The organism is Paramagnetospirillum caucaseum, assembly GCF_000342045.1.
GTDB classification, from domain to species: domain Bacteria; phylum Pseudomonadota; class Alphaproteobacteria; order Rhodospirillales; family Magnetospirillaceae; genus Phaeospirillum; species Phaeospirillum caucaseum.
Genome location: NZ_AONQ01000229.1, coordinates 1 through 245, shown reverse-complemented (window position 1 = coordinate 245; position 245 = coordinate 1). Strand labels below are relative to the sequence as shown.

The following is a 245-nucleotide window of genomic DNA, read 5'->3' as shown; positions in this document are numbered from 1 at the left end:
CTACCGCCATGAAGTCCGGCGATGATGTGCGTCTGGTTGGCTTTGGAACTTTCTCGGTTTCTGCCCGTCCTGCACGTGAAGGCAGGAATCCGCAGACTGGCAAGACCCTCACCATCGCGGCCAGCAAGTCTGCCAAATTCACCGCCGGAAAGAGCCTCAAGGACACCATCAATGGCTGATGACATCAAGGCTCTGACGACCAAGATCGTGGTCGCCTACTTGGGTGGCACCGCCTTGGCAGCCAC

The 245-nt window shown here is 58.4% G+C and carries 1 protein-coding gene; it reads left to right on the top strand.

Annotated features, from left to right (window positions below):
* The coding region (locus tag H261_RS24490; RefSeq protein ID WP_008623046.1) for an HU family DNA-binding protein at positions 1-179 on the top strand (179 nt) is incomplete at its 5' end.
* Between the last annotated feature and the right edge of the window lie 66 nt (positions 180-245).